Here is an 18,380-nt window from a genome sequence, read left to right on the forward strand (position 1 = left end):
ATGAAGCCTTTTTTCTATCTAAATAAACAAGTTAGCTCTTAAGATCCTGTCTATGAGACCGACATACATATCCGGATCACCAGTAGACACAGCAAGATCAATCGTTAGCTTGTCTTGGCCTTCTGGTACTTTGATATCGAAGTAAGTTTTTGAGCCTGTTTCACCAGCAACTGCGGCTTCAACACCGTTTTCAAGGCGTTGATATTCCGGTTCTGGTGGAAGTGGTGGTTCGCCACACGGTGATACACCCACTAAGTTAAACGCAGAAACAACGTCATCGGCATTGTAGCCAAGGTCGGTTGCCGAGTTTTTCACGCCACAAGCACCCTGCCAGAAGTCACTGTTTTCTGACCAGTAGATTTGGTTGGATAGCACGAAAAGCTCGAACGCTTTTTTAGTATCCCAGCCTTGCGTGGTTGCAAGGTGGTAGAAGGCCTTGTTGAACACGCCCGAACTGTAGTGCACGTTTAAGCCATCGTAGTACTCGGATGCGTTGTTGATTGAAGAGCCATCGCGTGATGGATCGTCCATGTAACGCAGCGCACCTTCGCCTTTAAAGATATTGCGTCCGACCATCCAGTCGTTGGTGCCTTTCATATAGTATTCTGCGGCTTCACCGGCCATGTCAGAGAAGGCTTCGTTCATACCGCCCGATTGGTTTGCGTAGATCAAACCTGAGTTTTGCTCAGTGAAACCGTGGCTCACTTCATGGGCTGATACATCTAGGCTAACAAGCGGGTAAAAGAAGCTCTCCCCATCACCAAAGGTCATGGCTCTGCCGTCCCAAAATGCATTCTCGTAGTTTTCACCGTAGTGAACACGCATCATGAGCTTGAAGGAGAGTGGCGCTGTGTCGAACCAGTTTTTATACATATCGAACACGATGTTGCCAAAGTAATGGGCATCGTTGAGTGGTGAGAATGCGCCGTTCACGGCTTTATATTCGTTACGAGGACATTCATAGCTGTAAGTGGTGTCGCCGTCGGTCGCGCCATTAAGGTCAACGGTAACGACATTTTCAGACTCCATTACACACTCTGTGCCCACTTCTTGAACATCAAGGTAGTGGTAGTCGGTGCCGTATTCGTACATGCCGGTTTTTTCGTTGCCGCCAGGGCCAGTACCGATCTGAGCATGGGCAATACCTTCCCAGCGGTCGATGACTTCGCCTGTGTGCGCGTCTAGCATGGTGAACGGTCGAGTCGGCTGTTCACTGCCTTCTACTAGGTAAGAGACAACGTACACTAGTCGTGTTTTATCTACGCTTTGCTGTCCGATGCCTTGCTTCACAGAGCCTTGATAGATAAATAGCTGATGTTGAACGTTGTCTAGAGATTTGCTGGTTAAGCCTTGAGTCTTTAGATCTTTACTTGCGAGTTCAACCGCTTGAGCGCTGTTGATTGATGGCTTAACAAAAGATCGCTCTAAGGTCGTTGTTTTAAGGTAGCGACCTTGAACGGACTTAAGTGCGCCACCTTGGACACTTTGGGTGGCATTTAGGTAATGTCCCCATACCGGTGTTCCCCAGATGTTCTGCTGGATCTTAACTTTATAGATACCACGCTTTTTCAGGTTTACTTCTTTCACCATCTTGAAGCTAGAGGCGTTACTGACTCCTAACTGAGCGTTTAACCCAGAGAAGCTAGTAAAGTTGATCGGTTGATCGATTTGAACGGATTCACTTGCATGCACTGACAAAGACATAGCACTGGCTATAGCAACGGCAACTAAACGTTTTCTTATTTTCATTGTTGTTTTCTCTTTCCATGTAAAATCCAAGAAAACGTAACAAATTAATCACAGCGAATTTACATCATTCGATCTGATTAATTAGTAGCATGGCAATGATCTCTTTTATTCATGAAACTTATATTTCTCGTATTTACAGATAGTTATCATTTCTGTTTATTTTTGAACGCACCTATATGTTTATTTATAAAATCGTGACACTTTTATTAAGTGTTTATTTCTCTTGGAAATTAAGATTTTCGAGTAAATTGATCTGTGCCTCAATTAACGGATTCTGGGTTGATAGAAGGATCAACGATTTGAAAGTGTCACTTTAAACAGAAGGCCATTTAGCGAATTTAGGGGCAATTTTGATAAGAAATCGAAGACTTTTCGGCTTATTTTTCGAATTGTTAGTTAAAAGAGGGAAGGGGAATCGGGCACTTGTTTGGCACAGAGCACAAAATCTGCTGGATGAAAAAAGCCAGCGACGGGTCACTGGCTTAGACTAACTTAGTTTGTGCAGGCTACTGAATATAGGTAGGCAACTGCGACACTTAATTATGGTACGTGGCTAACGTCACTATAGCGAATTACTGCTTTTTACCGCCAACTTGTACGTAGTCGATACCGATAATACGGTTGATGATACCCAGAACAGAGCTCGTATCAGAGTTTGTTGAGCGAATCGTATCAACCGTTGCACCTTCAGGTACTAATTCCATTGCGCGGTCTTGAGTGTTACCTGGCACTTGGAAACCGACAATGTTGAAGCTCTCTGCGTGCGCTGTGTACACTTCTTCGTTGTGGCTGATACCAGAACAACCCGCTAGAGAAACAATGCCTAAAACAACTAATAACTTTTTCATACAAACACCTTAAGAAAGATTGGAATTTAGATTCAATAGGTTCATTGGGAGACAGCATCTCCCGACCGATGTTGAACATTATTCCAGAGGTGTTTTGTAGTTACTGTATGGGTTTGTCAGTTGAATCATTACATAGCTGAATGGTTATGGTGAATACCGCCCCCTTTAAGGTTTGGCTCTGACCAACCTCTACGGTCGCGCTATGTTGAGCACAGATCTTTTCGACGATAGAAAGCCCTAAACCATGGCCGCTCTTGGCCTTGTTACGCGCTTTGTCGCCAACGTAAAAGGGTTCGAACAGGCGAGCTTGATGTTCTTGTGCCACGCCATCACCATCATCATGTACCGCGATCTGTAGCTTATCTTGATGCACGCTTGCTTCAATCGACACTTGCGAACGTGCGAATTTCATTGCGTTACGCACTAGGTTATCTAGTGCTCGGTTAAATAGCGTTTCATCCGCCATTATTGAGCTAGGTTGCTCTGGTAGCGATAGGTCGATGTTGAGCTGAGTGTCTTTGTTCCAACGCGCCATTGCGTGGTCGAGAAAGTCTCGAATCTCTAATGGCTTTTTTAAGTTTTCTAGGTCAGTGCTATCGAGTTTGGCGTAATACAATAGTTCATCGACCATCTTTTCCATCTCTTCCGTGTCTTCGACAATACTCTCTATCGTACGCTCCTGCTCTTCGTTTAGCTGAGTGTCTTTCAACATTTCAGCTTGCCACTGAATACGGAATATTGGCGTACGCAGTTCATGAGCGACAGCATTAGTGAGTGAGCGATTACTTTCAACTAAGCGATGAATTCTGTCGGCCATCAGGTTGAAGGATTTGTTCAGTGAACCAATCGCAACACTGCTTGAAGTCTCGGCTCGTGTGGAGAGATCCCCTTCAGCAAAACGCAGAGTGGCAGACTCAAGCTTTTTGACTCGGCGGAAGATAATAAATAGATGACATAAGCCATATAAGATAAAGCTCGCTAAAAAGAATAACCAAATGAGGTCATCCTCCAACTCTATTTTTTGCCTAACGAACGCTTCACTGTTGGGGAGGTAGTGATAGGTATTGTCACTGCTTGCTAAGCGAAACCATAGGTCCCGTTCATCATCGTGAAAAACAAAGGTATTTGGATTCGTGCTGAAGAACTCTGAAACGGGGCTAGGTATTTCATCGTCTGGGCTAAATGTAACCAATTTATTTCGTGTGGTTTCTACAAACTGGTTTATCGCTTGATGGGCCGATTCAAGACCTTGATTTTTAGCGATATTCTCGATCAATTGCTGGTGGGCAGCTGCTTCGTAATCTTCCAGTACATATTCGTAGTCGGTATTGAGCTGATAGACGCTAATCTCGTAGGCGACAAGGCCGGCCATAAAGCAAACTAACAGCCCTATTAAGGACTCCAAAAAGATACGTCGCATAATCGCTCTCTTTTATTACGCTCGTATTGAGCGAGGTTAACGCCAGGCGGTCGAAACAAATAAGTAACCCTTCCCGCGAATGGTCTGAATTTTCTCTGCTGGTGTGTGGTCGTCGCCCAAAATCTTTCTTAGACGTACAACCTTGTTGTCAATCGTCCGGTCTATTCCGTCGTACTCAATCCCGCGCAATGTTTGCGTCAAGTAGTCACGAGATAACGGCGTGTCTGGGTTGCTTGCCAATAACCAAAGTAGGTCAAACTCGCTGTCAGTGAGTGATAAAACCGCACCTGAAAGTTCACACTTCTTATAAGTGTTTTTCAGAACGAGTTGATCGAACTGAAGGGTGTCTGAGTCATCGACTGAAGCGGTATTGGTGTCTTGGCGGCGTAATAGCGAACGAACTCTGGCCAGCAGAACTCTTGGTTTGATTGGCTTGGTGACATAGTCATCAGCCCCTGTCTCTAAACCAGCGACGTGGTCAAAGTCGTCATCGCTAGCAGTGAGCATCAAGATTTTACCTTTATAGTGCGTACGCGTCTGTCGGCAGATTGTAAGTCCATCAGTTACAGGAAGCATCAAATCCAGCAGTACGATGTCAGGTTGCTCCGTGAGGATGGTGTGTGCGGCATCACTGCCATCGTCCAACACCGTGACATCAAAATCTTGCGCGACGAAGTAGTCCTGCAACATTTTCTGAAGTTTCAAATCGTCTTCCACGATGATCATTTTAGGTTTTGTCATTCCATTATCAGCCTTGTCGTGCGTTTCACTTATTGAGATTAGGTGAGCGAGTCTTCGTCGTGATGAACCATTACGATTATACGCTATTGCATATAAGTTCAGATGCTTCGCCAAATACCTAAAGCGAATGATTAAACACTTTATAAGTTAGTTCAATGATGAATTGGCATTTATAGGAAAATAAAAAACATCGTTCAAATAGGCTCGACATTCTCATACATTTCCACGGCAGATAAATTCAGCGCTAAACAATAGAATTTTCCCATCAAACATTTTGGGAATAACGGTATGAACGACTATAGAAATGCATTACTGGCGTTACCTTTGATTCTGTTAGCGGGCTGTAATTCAAGCTCTAACTCAGGTAAAGCTGCCACCAAAGTGCAAGCAAAACCTCAAGCGGATTACGTATTTTCATCAGCGAAACTGGGTGAGTTGTATAAAGAGCGACAAGAGGTCCAAGAATCCATAAAACTTGCTTACAACGGTGTGCAGTATGAAATCGTTCTGTTTGCGGAAGATATTAGTGATAAGCAAAAAGTGGTTAGGCTTGCGGATAGTTTAGGTCAAAGTGTGGATCTGTACCTCCCTGATGCAGGATTTGATAGCTGCGGTATCTACACAGAGAGCAAGGGTTTGGACGTGTTTGATTGTGGTGCGGCTCAACGCTCAATCGGCAATGACACCACGTTAATTAACACGACGACGAATACTCATAAGCCCGTCGAGCTTGAGTATCACAATGAACTGGTTCAATACGTGACTAGCCTTGGGTCTACCATTCTGAGTAACACTAAAAGTGGGAACAAGGTAACGATAACCACCTCGTTTGCTTTCAACGCTTTTTACCGTGATGTGCTCAACGAGACTGGCGCTGTTGATCGCATTACTTCCACTCTAGGCGCATCAACCTATTCTCAGCTTTTTGATATCGTGAAATTGTATCAAGGCAGTGAGATGACGTTGAAGTTTACCAACCATATTGGTGGAAGTGCCGACGATGATATCAATATGTACACCGGTCGCATGATCCACAGTAACAACATGACGACGATCGTAACGCCTACGGGGTCGGTGTTCTCTGGCGGCACGGATCTTTTCGCTGCGGGTAACCCGCGAGTTTTGCAACGAGCAGATACCACTAAAGCCATTGAGCTTAATAAGCAGGTTGGTGTGCACAGTTGGGCTGAGGATGATAAAACAGCCAAAGACTTCCCATACACGAACGAAAGCCATCGCAAGCAAACGACCTACTTTAAAAAGGTAATGGGAGACAAAGGAATCGACTTCTATATCTTCACGTTGGATTCTGCTCCGGCTTCTGGCGAACACTGGGTGACTAACGCTGAGTCAGATAAATACGGTTTTATCACACGCATTGAGTAGCTTAGGCTTGCAATAACATTAGAAACGACTGAGAAGGTTGGTGATGACGCTGTTGTCGCCAACCTTTTTTGTTCATTTTTTGATTCGTTACCTGTGTTGATTGTGGATTTCCTTGTCTTAAATTTCAGTATGAAAATTCCTTGATACTTACTTTCCACTCCCTCCCCAAAAAGTTTCTACAAGGACTCTCACTGATTGATTCTTGAACTTTCTAAGCAAAAACATTTGACCAATAACTATCACACCTCAAATCTTTAATTGTTTTCGTTAGTGCTCTAAATGATATTTAAGCTGTTGTTTCATAATGATTTTTGTTGTTTTGAATGCTGTATTGTTACGGGTTTGTTTTAAATAATCATTTGAACCCTAACTAAATTTCTGTCATTTTATATTTAACTGAACGTTCAATATAAAATAAAAGGACTGAGAAATGCCGAAGGTTGGGATGCCCGATATACGTAAACCACAGCTTGTTCAAGCCACCATGACGGTGATTGATCGAGTGGGTTTGCATGCCGCGAGTATTGCGTTGATCAGCAAAGAAGCGGGAGTCTCCACTGGCATTATTAATCACTATTTTGGCGGAAAGCATGGGCTGCTCGAAGAGACCATGCGTGAAATCCTTCGTCAACTTTCCAATACCATCACCACGTCACTAAAAGCACTTCCTGTTGATGCTCACCAACAGAGAATTAACGCGATCATCGATGGCAACTTCGAAGGTTATCAAGCAGAAAATAAGGTCGCGAAGGCGTGGTTGGCATTTTGGTCATATTCAATGCATGACGAGCAGCTGAAAAGACTGCAACGTGTGAATGAAAAACGTTTGATTTCACACTTACGTCTTGAGTTGAAAGGTATTTTGAATCATGAACAAGCGGATCTCGTTGCTCACGGGATTGCGTCTCTGATTGATGGTTTGTGGCTGAGAGGCACATTAAACCCAGATGGTATCGATGCTCAAAAGGCGCGTGCCATCATCAATGATTATCTAGATAAACAACTTACGTTCTACTCGTGTCACAGCAAATAGATCGCAGTGGTAGCGTTAGACCTAGACCTAGACCTAGAGCAGACCTAGAGCTAGAACGACCACTATTCGCACCCAATACTCACATATAGACCAGTAGAGTCTAATAACAATAATTAAGTCAGAATCTCAAATGGAAATGAACTCGTTATACATTGATGGCGCAGCGGTTAAAGCAACCTCTGGTGAAACCTTTGATAGCATTAACCCTGCAAACGGCGAACCTATCGCGACTTTAGGCCAAGCATCTTCAGCGGATGTCGACAGTGCTATTGAATCTGCGAAGCGCGGATTTGCGGTATGGTCAGCAATGACCGCCGTGGAACGCAGCCGTATTCTTTTGAAGGCAGTGGAAATACTTAGAGCTCGAAATAATGACCTTGCAAACCTTGAGGTTGTTGATACGGGCAAGCCGCTGCAAGAAGCGATTGAAGTAGATGTGGCGTCTGGCGCTGATGTTATTGAATACTTTGCTGGCTTGGCTCCAACGCTACAAGGCGACCAACAGCCGCTGAGCGAATCTCAATTTTTCTACACTCGCCGCGAGCCGCTAGGCATTTGTGCGGGCATTGGCGCGTGGAACTACCCCATTCAAATCGCGATGTGGAAATCGGCTCCGGCATTGGCCGCGGGTAACGCGATGATTTTCAAACCTTCAGAAGAAACGCCGCTAACGTCGCTCAAGCTTGCAGAAATCTTTACTGAAGCTGGTCTTCCTGATGGCGTGTTTAACGTGGTTCAGGGTGATTACCGTGTTGGTCAAATGCTAACGGCGCACCCAGAGATCGCAAAAGTGTCGTTCACGGGCGAAACCGGTACCGGTAAAGCGGTAATGGCAGACAGCGCTAAGACGCTGAAATCAGTCACCATGGAACTTGGCGGCAAGTCACCGATGATCGTGTTTGATGATGCGAAATTGGATGATGCAGTTTCCGCTTCGATGGTTGCTAACTTCTACACCCAAGGCGAAGTGTGTACTAACGGTACCCGAGTTTATGTACACGAAAACATCTACAACGCATTCATCGACCAACTTAAAACACGCACTGAGAAGCTGATCATTGGTGATCCAATGGACATGGATACTCAGATCGGCGCGTTGATTTCTAAAGAACACCTTTCAAAAGTTCTTGAAGCCATTGAGCTAGCTAAACAGTCGGGTGCAACCTTGCTGACGGGCGGCTATCAAGTGACAGATAACGGCCTCGAAAACGGTAACTTTGTTATCCCAACCGTGTTTGTGGATTGCGAAGACAACATGCCTCACGTTCAACAAGAGATCTTCGGCCCTGTGATGTCAGTGTTGAAGTTTTCGGACGAAGACGATGTGATTCGCCGTGCAAACGACACCAAATACGGCCTTGCGGCTGGTGTGTTCACGCAAAACCTTTCTCGTGCGCACCGTGTTATTCACCAAATGCAGGCGGGTATTTGTTGGGTTAATACGTGGGGTGACTCACCAGCAGAAATGCCAGTTGGGGGTTACAAGCTTTCGGGTATTGGCCGTGAAAATGGACCAGAAACTCTACTTCACTATACGCAGACTAAGAGCATTCTTATTGAACTTGGCGACTACGCCAGCCCTTATGCCTAACGCGTAACACTCAATTTTATGGGTTAGCTTAACAGAGCTAGCCCTACTGACTCATCTCAGGGAAATCAAAACATGGAACAACGCTACGATTATATTATCGTCGGCGCGGGTTCGGCCGGCTGTGTGTTAGCGGATAGGCTAACGGAAAGCGGTGAACATAGCGTTTTATTACTGGAAGCTGGTGGCACGGATAAGAGTATTTTTATCCAAATGCCAACCGCGCTTTCTTACCCAATGAATACTGAAAAGTACGCTTGGCAATTTGAAACAGAGAAAGAACCGGGCCTTGATGGACGTGAACTGCACTGCCCACGTGGCAAAGTGTTAGGCGGCAGCTCATCGATCAACGGCATGGTTTATGTTCGTGGCCACGCGTGTGATTTTGACCAATGGGAAGAAGAGGGTGCAGCGGGTTGGAACTATCAAGCATGCTTGCCTTACTTCCGCCGCGCTGAATCATGGAACAAAGGCGGTGATGAATACCGTGGTGACAATGGCCCTGTCGGCACTTGTAATGGTAACGATATGGAGCTCAACCCGCTTTACCAAGCGTTCATCGATGCAGGTAAAGACGCCGGTTACCCAGAAACCAACGACTACAACGGCTACCAGCAAGAAGGCTTCGGCACTATGCATATGACGGTAGACAAGGGTGTTAGAGCCTCAACCTCTAACGCTTATCTACGTCGAGCATTGAAGCGTTCAAACCTGACCTTGAAGAAAGGTATCGTGGCGCGTCGTTTCCTACTTGAAGGACAAGACTCAAATGGTCAATCGGGCTTGAAAGCCGTCGGTGTCGAGTTTGAAAAGTCAGGAAATACCCAGGTGGCTGTGGCGAACAAAGAAGTGATCTCTTCTGCGGGTTCTATCGGTTCTGTTCAACTGCTGCAGCTTTCTGGTATCGGCCCGAAAGCGGTGCTTGAAAAGGCTGGCGTTGAGCTGAAACACGAACTGAGCGGTGTCGGTGAAAACCTTCAAGATCACTTAGAAGTGTACTTCCAATATCACTGCAACGAACCCATCACGCTCAACAGCAAGCTTGGTTTGGTCAGCAAGGGCATGATTGGCGCGGAATGGATTCTGACTCGTAAAGGCCTTGGTGCCACTAACCACTTTGAATCGTGCGCGTTCATTCGTTCTCGCAAAGGATTGAAGTGGCCAAACATTCAATATCACTTCCTGCCAGCAGCGATGCGTTACGACGGGCAAGCGGCCTTTGATGGTCACGGTTTCCAAGTACACGTTGGGCCTAACAAGCCAGAGAGTCGCGGTACGGTAGCGATCACTTCTGCTGATCCGCATGCCAAGCCAGAGATCATTTTCAACTACATCTCGACTGTACAAGATCGCCAAGATTGGCGTGATTGTATTCGTCTGACGCGTGAGATTTTGTCTCAACCTGCGATGGATGTGTATCGAGGAAAAGAGATTCAGCCGGGTCTAAATATTACTTCTGATGAAGCGATTGATGAATGGGTTAAGCAGAACGTTGAAAGTGCATATCACCCTTCTTGTGGCTGCAAAATGGGTTCAGATAACGACCCAATGGCGGTGCTTGATGAAGAGTGTCGCGTTCGCGGTGTCGATAATTTACGTGTTGTCGACTCATCGGTTTTCCCAATCATTCCAAACGGTAATTTGAACGCCCCGACCATTATGGTTGCCGAGCGTGCTTCCGATTTGATTTTGGGTAAGCCAATGCTCAAAGCGCAGGACGTTCCAGTGTGGATTGCACCTGAGTGGCAAGAGAAGCAAAGAATAAATAAACCAGTAAGAGAAGCGTAAGCCTCTGTTATTAGTTCAAAAATAGAAAGTAGTTCAAAAATAGAAAAAGCAAAAAGTAACAACAAAAATTAGTCAAAAGTCAGAAGAACTGCTCTCTATCGGTGTTGATATCGAGCAGAAAAAGGAAAGATAAAAAGGAACCATTATGACGACTCTAAATATTCAGAACATGACCACTAAAACGTTAACAGCACTAGCCATTAGTTCATTTGCATTTGGTGCTAACGCTTCTATTGAACCACAGCAATGTGAAAACGTTCGCTTCGCTGATGTAGGCTGGACTGACATTACCGCAACAACCGCCGTTACTTCTGAACTATTAAAAGGCCTTGGTTACAAAACCAAAACCGACCTACTTTCAGTACCGGTGACTTACTCTTCAATGGCGAACGGCGATATTGATGTATTCCTAGGTAACTGGATGCCAACCATGGAAGGCGATATTGCTAAGTACCGTGAAGCGGGCACGGTTGAAACCGTTCGTGCCAACCTTGAAGGCGCAAAATACACACTAGCTGTACCAAAATATGTGTACGACTCTGGCGTAAAAAGCTTCGCAGACCTAGCAAAACATGCCGACAAATTTAAAGACCGCATCTACGGCATCGAACCGGGTAACGACGGTAACCGACTAATCCAATCAATGATTGATTCAGACGCGTTTGGCTTGAAAGATTTCAGCCTAGTGGAATCAAGTGAAGCGGGCATGGTGTCTCAAGTGTCACGCGCAGCACGTCGTAGCCAATGGATTGTTTACCTTGGTTGGGCTCCGCACCCGATGAACAGCAATGTTGAAATGGAATACCTTTCTGGCGGTGACGACTTCTTCGGCCCTAACTACGGTGGCGCGAATGTTTACACCAACGTTCGTTCAAACTACCTGTCTGAGTGCGCAAACGTCGGTCAACTTCTACAAAACCTAGAATTCACTCTAGAGATGGAAAACCAGTTGATGGAAGAGATTCTTAACCAAAAAGTGAAGCCAGAAAAAGCGGCTCAACAATGGTTGAACAAGAACCCTCAACAAGTTGAAGCTTGGTTAGACAACGTAAAAACGCATAAAGGTGAATCAGCGACTCAAGCCGTTACTGAATACCTAAAGCAAGTTAAAGCTTAGTTCTACCTATCTCAACAGCTACATAAATAATAAAGGTGGGCTTGCCAATTTATCGATTGGTTTGAAGTAGCCCACCCATAATAAAAGGCAATATTGTGAATTTTATTACGGAAAACAAAATCCCTGTCGGACAATGGATGGAAGCGGGTGTTGATTGGCTAACAATCAATGCAGCAGGATTCTTTGACGCTATTTCGATTTTTCTAGAAACCGTCATTATGTTTTTAGTCGATGTATTTAAGTGGATGCCGCCTGCACTGCCAATCGTGATGACTGCTGCGATTGCATGGTACTTACACCGTAAACCTTCGCTAGTGATCTTTGTGGTCGCGGCACTGCTGACTATTCTTAACCTCGGCTATTGGCAAGAAATGCTGGAAACCTTTGTTCTCGTCTTTGCGGCGACAACGATTTCCGTATTAATTGGCGTACCGGTTGGCATCATGGCGGCTCACCGTCCTTGGCTCTATACAGTTTTGCGTCCAATCCTTGATTTAATGCAGACGGTTCCAACGTTTGTGTATCTGATTCCGACTTTGGTTTTATTCGGTTTGGGCATCGTTCCTGGCTTAATCTCGACCATCATATTTGCCATTGCCGCGCCAATTCGCTTGACCTACTTAGGTGTCACCAAAGTGCCTGAAGAGTTGATTGAAGCGGGTAAAGCGTTTGGTGCAAGCCGCATGAAATTGCTGATGAAAGTGGAATTACCGGCTGCCTTACCAAGCATTATGGCGGGTGTAACTCAATGTATTATGTTGTCGCTTTCGATGGTGGTTATCGCCGCCCTTGTCGGAGCTGACGGACTTGGTAAACCTGTTGTTCGTGCATTGAACACAGTGAACATCTCACAAGGTTTTGAAGCCGGGTTGGCGATTGTATTAGTCGCTATCATTCTTGATCGCTTGTGCAAAACACCAAACCAGAAGGAAGCTTAATCATGTCTAACTCTCAGGGAAAAAAGACAATGGACGCGATTACCATTAAGAATCTCGATGTTGTGTTTGGTAATAAATCGAAACAAGCGCTTGAGCTACTCGACCAAGGTAAAACTCGCCAAGAGATCATTGATGAGACTGGCCAAGTGGTTGGCGTAGATAATGTGTCGCTGACCGTTGAAGAAGGCGAGATTTGTGTGCTGATGGGGTTGTCTGGTTCTGGTAAATCATCTTTGCTTCGCGCAGTTAACGGCCTGAATGAGATCAGCCGTGGCTCATTGGCGATCAAAGATGGAGACAAGCAGGTTGATTTAGGTGAACAGTGCGACGAAGCGACCTTGCGTCATCTTCGTACTCACCGCGTTTCTATGGTGTTCCAAAAATTTGCCCTAATGCCTTGGTTAAACGTGTTAGACAACGTGGCGTTTGGTCTAGAAATGCAAGGCGTAGCCAAAGATGTTCGTCGTGCTAAAGCGCGTGAACAACTTGAAATGGTGGGTTTGGCAGAGTGGGAAACCAAGTATCCGCATGAGCTTTCTGGCGGTATGCAGCAACGTGTTGGTCTAGCGCGCGCGTTTGCGATGGATACCGACATTCTTCTTATGGATGAACCGTTTTCAGCGCTTGATCCGCTGATTCGTGCGCAGTTGCAAGATGAGCTAATTTTATTGCAAAACAAGCTTAACAAAACGATTTTGTTCGTGAGTCATGACCTAGATGAAGCACTGAAGATTGGTAATAACATTGCGATCATGGAGTCAGGCAAACTGATTCAACACGGTAAGCCTGAAGAGATCGTACTGACGCCAAAAACCGAATACGTAAAAGACTTCGTTGCTCACACTAATCCATTGAATGTGCTAAAAGGTCGCTCTTTAATGCAGCCTCTTGATTCACTGACGCAAGAGAATGAAAGCTGGAAGATCTGCGATTCTAAAGATCTCTGGATTGAACAGAGTGAAGGTGCTTTATCAGTGAAAGGTGAATCTACTTTGGCGCTTGTTGAGTGGAGCGAGTCTGACGACCTAACCGCGATTAACGCGTCTAGTGTGGTAGTGACAAGCCCGGAGATTGGTATGCGTGATGCGATTAAGCTTAAGCAGATCAGTAACCACCCAATTCTGTTGGTTGAAAACAATCAATTGGTAGGGATTTTGGATAACAGCGAGTTTTACAATGCGCTAACGGGTAACTTTCAGATGAATACCGCTGCGTAAAATTTCGTTTTTCAGCTTAGCTATTGAGGCTGGTTTTTTATTGGGTGGAGAGGGTTAAATCTCTCTACCTCTATGATTATTAAAATATATTATTCTTTGAGTTTGTATTCTCTGGTTCATTATTTTTGTCTTCATTGAAGCTTTCATTCCCCCTTCATTAAGCAAAAGTGCCGTACCACGCAAGTTTAGTGGTATAGAAAAGATTGAGAATAGTATGAACATCAGTACAATGCGGAAAAATCAATGAAGTAATTTATCAATTTACAGTGTAATTCGAGTGCGCGTGACGTAATCACTCGAGACATTTCATCGCTTCGACGCTGTAAAACCATTCACAGTATATTAGTACAAAGGTCTGCATCTTGGACAAACATGACGAAATCCTGGTCGCTATTCGCCAAATTATTCGCGCTATCGATTTACACTCGAAGAAGCTGAGTAAAGAGTATGGTTTGACTGGCCCTCAATTAATCTTAATGAGAGCAATCCAAGAAATGGGTAATGTGACGATCAAAGAATTGTCTAATCAGACCAATGTAAGCCAAGCAACGACGACGACGATCATCGACCGTCTTGAGTTAAATGGCTATGTACAACGAGTACGCAGTTCATCGGACCGCCGCAAAGTACACGCGAACCTGACTGAAAAAGGTCAAGAGTTGCTAAACAATGCGCCACCGCCGCTGCAAGATAACTTCGTTAAAAAATTCCAAAACCTAGAGACGTGGGAGCAAAGCTTACTGCTTTCTTCGATGCAGCGTGTATCAGCAATGATGAACGCAGAAGACATCGACGCTGCTCCAGTGCTTCAGCTTGAAGGCATTGCAAACGTAGCCAAAAGCTAACGTTAGTTTTAAATTATTTATTTAAAACAAAAACTTAAAGAGTTATTAAATGGTCGCATTAAGCGGCCATTTTTGATCTCACCATGTGAGATTTCTCGTTATACCGCCTGTTCGTTACACCCTCCTATTTTAAATCGCCCTGGGTTTTGACCCTACGTTGTAACCACCCTATTTATTTGTATTCAAAAATGCATTGACGATTCTCTGACAATAAAAGTATAGACCGACCGGTCTGCTTTGTATTATTGTGTGCTCATCTTAACCACGAGGTGATGTATGAAATACGAATTGACGCCAACACAAATGACCATGACGTTGAACAACATGCAGGGAGCTTTTGCACAGAACCCGATGCCAGCGGTATCGGTGAGAATTGAGCAGTTGCTTGCACTGAAATCTGCGCTTATCGATTACACAGATCGTTTGTGTTCAGCCGTGAGTGAGGACTATGGTCACCGCAGTCGACAAGACACTTTGATGGCCGACATATTGCCTTGCATCGGAAATATTGATCACAGCATTGAGTGTTTACCTCATTGGTCGACATCTTCGATTCGTCATTCCGGCCCTTTGCTTTCAACCTCTCGTGTTGAAGTGGTTTATCAACCCAAAGGCGTTGTCGGGATCATTGCTCCGTGGAACTTCCCGATCATGTTATCCGTCGGCCCGCTTATTTCGGCGTTGGCAGCGGGCAATCGCGCCATGATCAAGATGAGTGAATTTACCCCAGCGACGAACCAAGTATTAAGAGCGCTATTGGCGGAAGTCTTCCAATCCGATGAGGTGTGCTTGGTTGAAGGTGAGGTAGAGATCGCAGCCGCATTTTCGGCGTTGCCGTTTGATCATCTTCTGTTTACGGGGTCAACCCAAGTGGGTCGCCAAGTGATGAGGTCAGCGGCTGACACGCTAACTCCAGTCACGCTAGAGCTAGGTGGTAAGTCACCAGTTATCGTTGCAGAAGACATGCCAATTGATATCGCGGTTGAGCGAATCATTTATGGTAAGAGCCTTAATAACGGGCAGGTGTGTGTGGCTCCTGACTATGTATTGCTACCTGAAGGGAAAGTTGAATCTTTCATTCAAGAGTATAAAAAACAGTACCAATTGCTGTTCGATGAAGGGGTGTATTCCGAGAGTTTGACGTCCCTAATCAATCCTCGTCAATGCGACCGCATAGTTGGTTTGTTGAATGAAGAACGACAAGCTGGAACTCGAACAGTGGCCTGCCATGACGAAGCGATGGACTTAGATTGCCAACGACTGGTGACACATCTGATTGTTGAACCAAGCCTGTCATCCAAGGTGATGAACGAAGAGATTTTCGGCCCACTATTACCCTTGATTACGTATAGCAATATCGAAGAGGCGTTCCAAGTCATCAATAGCAAACCAAGGCCGTTAGCGCTCTATCTAATGAGCTTTGATTTGAGCTTACAAGCTCAGGTTAAACACCAAGTTCATTCCGGTGGAATGTGTATCAATGACTGTGTTTTTCATTTAGCGGTTGATGACGCGCCGTTTGGTGGCATTGGTGAATCAGGGCAGGGCAATTATCACGGTAAAGAAGGTTTCCTTACTTTCTCCCATGCCAAAACAGTCTTGGAAACGGGCTTAGATCATCGAGTTAAGCATCTGTTTTCAAAAGAAGACAACGAATTAAAGACCGCAGTGATGAGCATGCTTGGCAAGTAAACCATTTCTGTCATTACCCAATTTATCTACAAGAAGTTATTTATAAGAAATTATTTTTACGACGTTATTTTTATGTTGGAACGATTTTTTGAACGAACGATGAAAGCGTATTTGATGGTTACAGGATTCTTAACCGCAACCGCTTTTTCTACTTTTCTTGCGCCTGATTGGAGCATGCAAACGCTGTTCTCGTACAACGAAACCATGATGGTGAACAAAGAGTACCTTATGGGAACTTACCAGCACTGGGGCGTTATGGTTGGCTGTATTGGCATCCTACTCATGTTCTCGGCCAAATATAAGTCGCTGCGTACATCGACCATGATTTACAGTGCATTTGAGAAGTCGATGTTTGTTGGCATCTTCTTATACAACGTGTGTATCAACGATTATGAGTGGTTCTATGGTTGGAGCGGTGTGTTTGCGCTCGATGGATTTGTGACTGTCTACTCTTTAGTTTACCTGTATTACTACCTCACTAGAGACAAAAGCAAGGTGCCAGCTCATCTTCGTTAATAGTTAATAGTTAATAGTTAATAAGTTGCTCATGGTGAGTCAATGACACTTATTTAATGATCACTCACTAGCTTACTTATTACTACAGCCCGCATTTGCGGGCTTTTTTCGTTTTGGGGCAATGATCCATAAAGATCTTAATTGACATATCTTTGACATTAACACTCTAGACCGACCGGTTTGTATTGGTTATTGTTTAGTCATCAACTAGAAATGAGGTAAATACCATGACAACCAATAATTTTAACTTTCAACTTAAAACCATTGTTCATGCTCAAGAGAATGGCATTGAAAATATCCCTTCTCTTTTTGGTCGCTTAGGTGCGCAAAGAGTCGTGCTCTTTTCTGATAAAGGCTTGGAGTCTCTTGGCTTTGTTGAGCAGTTCTCGGCGTTGTTTGTAAACGAAAAGGTGAACCAGCCAGGCAATGAACAAGCGGTTCAGCTTGTTGGCGTGTACACCGATATCGCGCCAGACGCGACTTGCGAGAACATCAACGCAGCCATTGAGTTTGCAAACAGCGTCAATGCTGATGCGATCTTGTCTGTTGGCGGCGGCAGCGTAATTGATGCTTCTAAAGGTGTGAAATACGCATTTCATAAACAGATAGATGATATCCGTACGGTGATTGCGGGTGGTGGTCATATGGATGTATGGCCAAACAATGAAGATATTCGAGTGCCCCACATTGCGGTTCCGACAACGGCTGGTACGGGCGCAGAAGCTTCTCCTATTGCTGTTTTTTACAACGAACATGAAAACATTAAGGCAAGCCTAGTCGCATCGGGATTGGAAGCCGATATCGCAATTCTTGATCCAACGGTGACCACTAAGCTGCCAGCTCACCTTACTCGTTCTACCGCTATGGATGCACTAACACACGCTGTTGAAGCGATTGTCTCGCCAATGAGTAATGCATTCACTGACGCTTACGGCATTCAGGCAGCAAAACTGATTATTGAAAACTTACCCTTGGCATTGAAAGAGCCAGAAAACCTAACCGCACGTGGCAATCTTCTTCAAGCAAGCACCATGGCGATCTCTGCATTTTATTCGTCTTTGGGCGGTATTCCGATTCACAACTGTGCTCATGCCTTTGGTGCGATTAGCCACATTCCACATGGCGATGCCAACACAGTGCTGATGCCGGTTGTGATTGAAGCACTGCCTGAATTCTATATGCCGAATGCGGCGAAGTTAGCTCAAGCTTTCTCTGTCGACACGACGGGAACCGATGAGATGGTTTACCAGAGAGTGTTGGATTTCTTAAACAACTTCCAAACCCGTGTCGGTGCGATGAAGCGTTTCAGTAGCTGGGACTTTGATGAGCAAGAGAAGAGCAACATTGCAGAAGCGATTGAAAAAGACATCTGTTTTCAGTTCTACCCAATCTCGAAACAGACGATTGAAACCATCATAGAGAAAGCGATTTAAGTCTCTGTCTTAATCGACTGAATCTTATGACCATTTAGTTCAGTCCTTGATTCACTCACAACAATTACT

At 44.9% G+C, this 18,380-nt stretch carries 14 protein-coding genes and 1 pseudogene; 11 read left to right on the forward strand and 4 right to left on the reverse strand.

Annotated elements, in window-relative coordinates; all coding sequences use genetic code 11:
- Window positions 1-54 precede the first annotated feature (54 nt).
- The 4 genes and pseudogenes from ACED46_RS12000 to ACED46_RS12015 all read right to left on the reverse strand — a co-directional run.
- Window positions 55-1,749: pseudogene (locus ACED46_RS12000) on the reverse strand (M4 family metallopeptidase); the annotation flags it as partial.
- A 572-nt stretch (window positions 1,750-2,321) separates the two neighbouring features.
- The gene (locus tag ACED46_RS12005) at window positions 2,322-2,597 is read right to left on the reverse strand and encodes a hypothetical protein (protein ID WP_017065177.1); all 276 of its coding nucleotides are present in this window, start codon (window positions 2,595-2,597) and stop codon (window positions 2,322-2,324) included.
- Window positions 2,598-2,697: 100 nt separating this feature from the next.
- The gene (locus tag ACED46_RS12010) at window positions 2,698-4,017 is read right to left on the reverse strand and encodes a sensor histidine kinase (RefSeq protein ID WP_371721520.1); all 1,320 of its coding nucleotides are present in this window, start codon (window positions 4,015-4,017) and stop codon (window positions 2,698-2,700) included.
- A gap of 36 nt (window positions 4,018-4,053) precedes the next feature.
- Window positions 4,054-4,758, reverse strand: coding sequence for a response regulator (locus tag ACED46_RS12015; RefSeq protein WP_029235682.1), 705 nt, complete (start codon window positions 4,756-4,758; stop codon window positions 4,054-4,056).
- Between the two features lie 288 nt (window positions 4,759-5,046).
- Here ACED46_RS12015 and ACED46_RS12020 point away from each other — a divergent pair, with 288 nt between their 5' ends.
- The 11 genes from ACED46_RS12020 (at window position 5,047) to ACED46_RS12070 (ending at window position 18,311) form a co-directional block, all read left to right on the forward strand.
- Window positions 5,047-6,144: an alpha/beta hydrolase gene (locus ACED46_RS12020; RefSeq protein ID WP_371721521.1), complete on the forward strand. Its 1,098-nt coding sequence runs from the start codon at window positions 5,047-5,049 to the stop codon at window positions 6,142-6,144.
- Window positions 6,145-6,574: 430 nt separating this feature from the next.
- Window positions 6,575-7,177, forward strand: coding sequence for a transcriptional regulator BetI (betI, locus tag ACED46_RS12025; protein WP_004732441.1), 603 nt, complete (start codon window positions 6,575-6,577; stop codon window positions 7,175-7,177).
- Between the two features lie 130 nt (window positions 7,178-7,307).
- The gene (gene betB, locus ACED46_RS12030; protein ID WP_371721522.1) at window positions 7,308-8,768 is read left to right on the forward strand and encodes a betaine-aldehyde dehydrogenase; all 1,461 of its coding nucleotides are present in this window, start codon (window positions 7,308-7,310) and stop codon (window positions 8,766-8,768) included.
- A 72-nt stretch (window positions 8,769-8,840) separates the two neighbouring features.
- The gene (gene betA / locus ACED46_RS12035) at window positions 8,841-10,553 is read left to right on the forward strand and encodes a choline dehydrogenase (RefSeq protein WP_371721523.1); all 1,713 of its coding nucleotides are present in this window, start codon (window positions 8,841-8,843) and stop codon (window positions 10,551-10,553) included.
- A gap of 145 nt (window positions 10,554-10,698) precedes the next feature.
- The gene (locus tag ACED46_RS12040; RefSeq protein ID WP_004732435.1) at window positions 10,699-11,670 is read left to right on the forward strand and encodes a choline ABC transporter substrate-binding protein; all 972 of its coding nucleotides are present in this window, start codon (window positions 10,699-10,701) and stop codon (window positions 11,668-11,670) included.
- A 95-nt stretch (window positions 11,671-11,765) separates the two neighbouring features.
- Window positions 11,766-12,608, forward strand: coding sequence for a choline ABC transporter permease subunit (gene choW, locus ACED46_RS12045; RefSeq protein ID WP_009845976.1), 843 nt, complete (start codon window positions 11,766-11,768; stop codon window positions 12,606-12,608).
- A gap of 2 nt (window positions 12,609-12,610) precedes the next feature.
- On the forward strand, window positions 12,611-13,825 hold the full coding sequence (choV, locus tag ACED46_RS12050) for a choline ABC transporter ATP-binding protein (protein WP_017081366.1): 1,215 nt from the start codon (window positions 12,611-12,613) through the stop codon (window positions 13,823-13,825).
- Window positions 13,826-14,187: 362 nt separating this feature from the next.
- Window positions 14,188-14,670, forward strand: coding sequence for a MarR family winged helix-turn-helix transcriptional regulator (locus ACED46_RS12055; RefSeq protein ID WP_004732429.1), 483 nt, complete (start codon window positions 14,188-14,190; stop codon window positions 14,668-14,670).
- Window positions 14,671-14,946: 276 nt separating this feature from the next.
- Window positions 14,947-16,362 carry a coniferyl aldehyde dehydrogenase gene (locus ACED46_RS12060; RefSeq protein ID WP_102496314.1) on the forward strand — a complete coding sequence of 472 codons (1,416 nt, stop codon included), beginning with the start codon at window positions 14,947-14,949 and terminating at the stop codon, window positions 16,360-16,362.
- A gap of 72 nt (window positions 16,363-16,434) precedes the next feature.
- The gene (locus ACED46_RS12065; RefSeq protein ID WP_017095796.1) at window positions 16,435-16,878 is read left to right on the forward strand and encodes a hypothetical protein; all 444 of its coding nucleotides are present in this window, start codon (window positions 16,435-16,437) and stop codon (window positions 16,876-16,878) included.
- 227 nt (window positions 16,879-17,105) lie between these two features.
- Window positions 17,106-18,311, forward strand: coding sequence for an iron-containing alcohol dehydrogenase (locus tag ACED46_RS12070; protein ID WP_108193810.1), 1,206 nt, complete (start codon window positions 17,106-17,108; stop codon window positions 18,309-18,311).
- Window positions 18,312-18,380 lie beyond the last annotated feature (69 nt).

Source organism: Vibrio sp. 1S139 (assembly GCF_041439475.1).
GTDB lineage: Bacteria > Pseudomonadota > Gammaproteobacteria > Enterobacterales > Vibrionaceae > Vibrio > Vibrio crassostreae_C.

What these genes read in the sequence shown, in the direction of transcription:
- ACED46_RS12060 (WP_102496314.1), top strand. Translation starts at nt 14,947, where the DNA reads ATGAAATACGAATTGACGCCAACACAAATGACCATGACGTTGAACAAC.
- betB (WP_371721522.1), top strand. Translation starts at nt 7,308, where the DNA reads ATGGAAATGAACTCGTTATACATTGATGGCGCAGCGGTTAAAGCAACC.
- betA (WP_371721523.1), top strand. Translation starts at nt 8,841, where the DNA reads ATGGAACAACGCTACGATTATATTATCGTCGGCGCGGGTTCGGCCGGC.
- choV (WP_017081366.1), top strand. Translation starts at nt 12,611, where the DNA reads ATGTCTAACTCTCAGGGAAAAAAGACAATGGACGCGATTACCATTAAG.
- ACED46_RS12070 (WP_108193810.1), top strand. Translation starts at nt 17,106, where the DNA reads ATGACAACCAATAATTTTAACTTTCAACTTAAAACCATTGTTCATGCT.
- ACED46_RS12040 (WP_004732435.1), top strand. Translation starts at nt 10,699, where the DNA reads ATGACGACTCTAAATATTCAGAACATGACCACTAAAACGTTAACAGCA.
- ACED46_RS12005 (WP_017065177.1), bottom strand. Translation starts at nt 2,597, where the DNA reads ATGAAAAAGTTATTAGTTGTTTTAGGCATTGTTTCTCTAGCGGGTTGT.
- ACED46_RS12015 (WP_029235682.1), bottom strand. Translation starts at nt 4,758, where the DNA reads ATGACAAAACCTAAAATGATCATCGTGGAAGACGATTTGAAACTTCAG.
- ACED46_RS12065 (WP_017095796.1), top strand. Translation starts at nt 16,435, where the DNA reads ATGTTGGAACGATTTTTTGAACGAACGATGAAAGCGTATTTGATGGTT.
- betI (WP_004732441.1), top strand. Translation starts at nt 6,575, where the DNA reads ATGCCGAAGGTTGGGATGCCCGATATACGTAAACCACAGCTTGTTCAA.
- ACED46_RS12010 (WP_371721520.1), bottom strand. Translation starts at nt 4,017, where the DNA reads ATGCGACGTATCTTTTTGGAGTCCTTAATAGGGCTGTTAGTTTGCTTT.
- ACED46_RS12020 (WP_371721521.1), top strand. Translation starts at nt 5,047, where the DNA reads ATGAACGACTATAGAAATGCATTACTGGCGTTACCTTTGATTCTGTTA.